Here is a 6,000-nt window from a genome sequence, read left to right as displayed (position 1 = left end):
CTACCAATGACATGTTGCACAGTCCTGATAGCTGCGGCAATTTTGCTGAGCTTTTACCACCCCGAGTTCCGCGAATAATCTCTTTATGATTAGAAGCAAAAACCATAAAAATCCCTGCTAAAGCGGTCTTGAGCTGTCCCAGGTTTTGTTTCGTTTGAGTGGATGGGAAAAACTGGATTATGCCTAAGTAATTTGGTCAGGATGCGCAGGATCGTGTGGTTCATCTTGTTGAGGATCGGGTTCTTGCGGAGAATTTGTCCTTGCAAAAAGCGTGTCAGGTGGTTGCGCCAAGGCTTGGTGTTTCCTGGCATACTGCTCGCCAGTGGGTGCAGCGCTCTCGTCGTGAGGGGGTTTCATTACCTCTCGTGGCCTCGGCGATCCAATTCTCGTGGGATAGGTGCTCGCGTTTTGCGTGATGTGGTTGTTATTGAGCGGGTCAAACAGATACACTGTGATAATTACAGTGTTTATGGGATACGTAAGATGTGGCATGCTCTCAGATTATGGATCCCAATACGTAAGCATCGTCTATAACGACACGCTCACCAATGCTGGGATTAGGCCCTCAACCGGAACCATTGGTGATTCTTACGATAACGCGCTAGCAGAAAACGTTAACGGCTCGTACAGAAATGAGCTCATCCACACCATCAATGCTGAATCAGTATAAAAATAATTGGCATTAATCTCTAGACTTTTTCTTAAATATTGAAGTAATAGCCATTTCAACGGCCTCTAACTGGAAAATGGTTGAAAATAATTCCGTGTATGCTGCCTACCTGTTCCGAACTATTGTGCGGCTATTTTCCATCCAGAGGCCGCTTGACGCTCATCCCAAAAATCTCGGTAAATCCCCTGGCAGCTTACAAGTTGATTGTGGGTGCCGATCTGAGCTACATGCCCCTGATCATCTAGAACCACAATCTGGTCAGCCTGAGTAATCGTGTTGAGTTTATGCGCGATTACCAACATGGTGGATTGGCGACGTAATACTTCGAAAGAGCGCAGCAGATTTGCTTCATTCTCGGCATCAAGAGCGCTGGTAGCTTCATCGAAGAGTACAATCGGAGCATTTTTTAAAATAGCGCGAGCAATCGAAACTCGTTGGCGTTCCCCTCCTGATAATGCGCAGCCACCTTCACCAACATGCGTATTCCAACCATCGGGAAGTCGGCTGACAATATCGTTGACTCCTGCTAGTTCTGCCGCATGTAGTAGAGCCTCTTTGCTCGCATTGGAGTTACCGATGCGGATATTTGCTTCCAAAGTGTCATCGAAAAGATAGACATCTTGGAAAACCATTGAAATCTGGCTCATTAAAACTTCAGTCGTTAGTTCTCTGACATCTCGACCTCCAACGAGTACAGCACCCGAGCTTACGTCCCAAAAGCGACATATCAAGCGGGCAATAGTGGTTTTACCGGCGCCCGAGGGGCCAACAAGTGCGGTCATAGTGTGGGGAACAACGGTGAAGCTGACTTTGTTTAGAACCTGTTTATCGTTCCCGTAAGTAAAATCAACCTCTCGAAGCTCAACTTGCTGGGGTAGGGGTTGGGGTAGCGAAGTTTCTGGCTCGGGCAGAGGGCGCGCATCTAGTACTTCGTTAATAGTCGCCATTGTCGGTCCAACCGATAATAACCCGGTTCGACAATCAGAAATCGTGGAAAGGTAATGAGTGATTTCCAGGCTTATCCCAATAACCGCCACCACTGCCAAGGGAGCAAGACTTTCAGTAAAAGCAAGATGAACACTGGAAATAATCATTACAACGCAAATCGTTTGCGAGGCAATGCCGCCGAGGAAATTTCCAATGCATTCTATCCATAGTCGGCGAGTGGACCTGCGGCGATTTTCTGCTAAAGCCGTGGCCATTTGGGGGTAAATCGTTTGGTCACATGCACGGAGCATAGCTTGACAGGTAGAAAATTCTACGATCCGATCAGCTAGTTCAGTAGCCGCCGGTGCCGCGTAGGCGCTGGCGGCACTGTCGAGGTAGGTTAATGCCCACATCAGTATCAGGTAACAGATTAGGCATAACGCAAAAATTGAGCCCAGGATGGGGTACCACCACAGCAGACCAGCAAGCAACGTCAACAAAGTGACGGTGGCGGCGGACATTTCCGTGAGTAAGTGGGCACTCAGGTTTCCGAGCTCATTGACAGTAGCTGCCCCTAGGCGGGACAAACGCCCGGTAGTATCAGTTGAGAACCATCCCAGGGGCAGTTTTGCCAACTGATCTCCAACGCGGCGATGGACAGAACGCATCACCGAAAAAGCGCCTTCGTAGGAGAACCGATCTCGTATGTAGATACTGATCGCCCCGATAATCGCCATGACGAGCAGGGTTAAGATCCAGGGGTTAGAGCTATTAGTGCTTTCCTCCTGCCTGCTAGCCCAGGTATTTGCGAGCTGAATCAGCGCAAGTAAGCCTACCCCCTGGGCAATGCCGCTGATGATCCGAGCTACCCAGCTGATACTTCTGCTGTGATTTTGAGAGTTGGCGCTGAGTCGGAAATTTGTTCGAATTATGTCGATAGCTCCCATTGATTTATCCATTTCAGTTTCGGCCTCCTTCCGTAAGCTCAATATTGGATGCCGACCACAGACGATGGTAGAGCTCTATATTTTGTAGCTTCTGGTGATTACCGCAGGCCACCAGCTGTCCTTTATCAAGTAGGACGATTTGATCGACGTTCTTGACTGAATCGGGACGGTGATCGATAACCAGAACAGTACGTCCGGCCATTAGATGGTTAATAGCTTTTTGGATTTGTGCTTCACATTCCGGATCTACCATGGCTGCTGCCTCATCCAATATAAGTATCGGTGCATCCAATAGTAAGGTTCTGGCGATTGCAATCCGCTGAGCTTGCCCTCCAGATAGCTTCAAATCTTCCCCGACAACACTGTCATATCCTTTAGGCAGTGCCATGATTTCGTCATGAATCTGTGCCTGGCGAGCAGCGTTAATAATCTCGGCTTCATCTGCATCGTGTCGCCCGATAGAAATGTTGTCGCGAATGGAAGCCCGCAAGAGCTGCGCATCTTGCAGGACGAATCCAAGGTGACGGTAGAGGTCGCTTCTACTAAGTTCTTTAAGGTTGATTCCACCGATTAGTACTGTTCCCGTATCGGGATCCAGGAAGCGGGCGGCCAATTTGGCCAGGGTGGTTTTTCCGGCTCCTGATGGGCCCATGAGAGCGGTTACTGTACCGGGCGTACAACGCAAGGAAACATTATCCAAAGCTAGCGTATGGCCATAGCTGAGCGATACATTTTCAAATTCGATGCTTGCGTCTTGGGGTAAATGCAGTGACTGATCCGGGCAGGAGAGAGGCTTTACCCTAAGAAGATCAATGATCCTTTTGGCCGCGGCACCCGCTAACTGGTAATTCCAAGCAAGCTGGGTTATCAGGTTAATTGAGGAGGGCAGCGCGATGGCAATTAAACAACCGGCGACTACTTCTACTGGACTAACCCAATGCTTGGAGACGAACCAGGGGCCGACAATCCCAAATAGGAGAACTATCAATGGGGTAGAGGTGAGGGCGGTGGTCAGGGAAGCCGCATGCACCATTGGTCGATTCCATTCCTCCATATAGTCACAGGCTTCATTAGCGCTGTGGGCATATTTGCGGTGTGCTTTTCCGGTGATCCCAAAAGTTTTAACCACCTGGATGCCTTTCACGAACTCCACCATTGCGGAGGAAACCTGATCAAGTTTTGCATCAAGTTCTAAGGATTTATCGCCCATTCCCCGCATCATCACCGCGTAGGCAATTATGTAGATTGGCACCGCAACAATTACTAAAACTCCGAGTCTTAAATCAATAGTGAAGATATAACCCGCGCAAAATATGGGCACTAGGGTAGCGATCAGTGAATCTACGGGGCGGTGTGCTACCAGCGCATGTAGATTCTTTACATCGTCTTGCAGTATTTTACGCACATGTCCGGAAGTGTTATCGCTAAACCAAGTTAAAGGAGCTTGCCCCAGAAAACGAATAATCTTTTGCTGAATACTTGCAGATAGACGATTATCTGCAATATGGGTAACCAGCAAGCCCACAAAATAGGCGACTAGCCCTCCACAAAATGTTCCGATTAACACCTGTACCCAAAATATGATGACGCTTTGCTTGGGAGATACGCCATTGCCCAATGAGGTTAGGAGTTCGTTGCCGATCCCCACTAAAGCAACGAAAGGAAATACTCGCAAAATGGCGGATATAACCGCCATTACTTGACCGACTCGCAGCGCCATGTGCACGGGAGCTAAGAGTTCTCGTAATGCGGCCTTACCTTGTTTGCTGCTCAGCTTGATATTTGCCGCTGCATCTTTTCCTGGTTCGCTAACTTGGTGATCAGTCACTTGGCTTCCTCTTTCAATGTTTCTCTTGGTCAGGACCGGTAACCGGATTAATAATGCCTAGAATTCCGGTACCGAAAACTAGCACAAATTAAATTGCGTTGAAAACGCCAATGTTGATGAAGTCGCGAGTATTCATGCGATTTACCCCTTCTTTAATTAGGTAAGTCTTGCCTAACAAGAAGGTAGCATGGGTGCTCCTATTGGGTCAAGTAGTGTCCGGGTAATCTAACCGACACATAGGCAGAAGAAAGAGGAGAGCTAAGAGACTAACTAGCTCACAAGGGGCTCGCCTATCAGCGGATTTGCTGGTCCATAAAGAACGGCGAACCTATGTCACGGGTTTTTGCTAATACGCTCGCAAGATCCTGGTATATCTACAAGTGGGGAGCGAGCCCCTACGGGCGGGGGCAAGGCGGGCGAACTTTTCTACCTGCTTCGCGCTACCGGAAATCTGCACTTGGTTACCCTCGGCAAGTTCTACTTTCCCCCAGCACCGGATGCCATTGGTTTTCCCGCAGCACCGCTACGATCTTTACCCCGTGCCGGTTTCAAAGGTCGATTTCGTCGAGAGGCCCGACCATGGATACTTTGTTGAGGTCATGCGAAAATAGCTGTATGAGTAAAACCGGAACTTCTCATTTGCCTGTGTTAGGTGTAGGTCCAATATATGTTTCGGGTATCTTCACCGTCACGATTGCAGCGAGTATTGTCAATTTTTTAGGCTGGATTGCAAACGGAACTATCGGAAATAGTTGGGTGCGTAACCTCACGCTTGCGGCGGGCCTAGTTGTGATGGGGGTTGCCGTAATCGTGGGGGTTTCAGCTGTTTTTTGCTCTCACATGGTAGAAAGCATTAAAACTGGTCAGCTTATGACTAGCGGGATATACGCCTGGGTTAGGCATCCTGTATATTCTTCCTTCCTGCTATTGAACTGCGGTCTGCTGCTCATACAAACGAACTGGTGGCTACTAACCCTCCCGTTCATCTATTGGGTGGCGTTGACTATTTTGATGAAACACACTGAAGAACGCTGGCTCGAAAATGAATTCGGGGATGAATACACCCAATATGCTGCCCGCGTTAATCGCATCTTTCCCTGGCCGCCTCACAGCACCAACGGTCCCCGCGAATCATAAACTAGGCTCGAGCTTGGACTGTTGCCGCATCTTATTGCCCGATCCAAGGCCATGATGGTGGCGATGACTTCATCAATTTTTCGGTGGATTTTTGCTTGTCAGGCTGGATGTTGCCGGCAGGGTCGGTGCGCACCTGAATGTTACTTAACCTGGTGCTTACGCACACGCATTGGTTATCAAATCTGACGTCTTTAATATCCATTGACTAAGAACCGGGTTTTAGCCCGGCTTTTAGGGTTCACGACGGGAATCGAACAAATTGCACGACGGCATCGAGCGAAGCGAGAGAGAGCCGTCGCGAAAACGGTGAGGGCGGCATAAAAGCAATGCCCAGTGGGCATTGCGCCGCCTGAACACCAAACAGAAAAAAGGCATCGAGCGAAGCGAGAGAGAGCCGCTGAGTAAAACGGTGGAGGCGTTAAAAAACGGCACCGATGTGCCGTTTTAGCCGAAACACCCTAAAAAACTCCGTCGCCCGCTACTTGTGCGTA

Annotated in this window: 3 protein-coding genes and 2 pseudogenes; 2 read left to right on the top strand and 3 right to left on the bottom strand. The window is 49.0% G+C overall.

The window, feature by feature from the left end:
• Positions 1-496: 496 nt before the first annotated feature.
• Positions 497-646, top strand: a pseudogene (locus RDL66_RS03960) (IS3 family transposase); the annotation flags it as partial.
• 143 nt (positions 647-789) lie between these two features.
• Here the strand turns inward: RDL66_RS03960 and RDL66_RS03955 are convergent.
• Together RDL66_RS03955 and RDL66_RS03950 are read right to left on the bottom strand one after the other, a co-directional pair.
• Positions 790-2,556, bottom strand: a complete 1,767-nt coding sequence (locus RDL66_RS03955; RefSeq protein ID WP_308535342.1) for an ABC transporter ATP-binding protein — start codon at positions 2,554-2,556, stop codon at positions 790-792.
• Between the two features lies 1 nt (position 2,557).
• Entirely contained in the window at positions 2,558-4,372 is a 1,815-nt protein-coding gene (locus RDL66_RS03950) for an ABC transporter ATP-binding protein (protein ID WP_308535340.1), read from the bottom strand.
• Between the two features lie 615 nt (positions 4,373-4,987).
• Here RDL66_RS03950 and RDL66_RS03945 point away from each other — a divergent pair.
• A complete protein-coding gene (locus RDL66_RS03945; RefSeq protein ID WP_308535339.1) occupies positions 4,988-5,509 on the top strand; it encodes an isoprenylcysteine carboxylmethyltransferase family protein in 522 nt (173 codons plus the stop codon).
• Here the strand turns inward: RDL66_RS03945 and RDL66_RS03940 are convergent.
• A pseudogene (locus RDL66_RS03940) lies at positions 5,479-5,657 on the bottom strand (terminase large subunit); the annotation flags it as partial. The gene RDL66_RS03945 and the pseudogene RDL66_RS03940 sit on opposite strands and share 31 nt — an antisense overlap.
• Between the last annotated feature and the right edge of the window lie 343 nt (positions 5,658-6,000).

Source organism: uncultured Mobiluncus sp. (assembly GCF_902488535.1).
Classification (GTDB): domain Bacteria; phylum Actinomycetota; class Actinomycetes; order Actinomycetales; family Actinomycetaceae; genus Mobiluncus.
The sequence above is the reverse complement of the archived record's forward strand: the minus strand, read 5'-3'. Positions and strand labels throughout refer to the sequence as shown.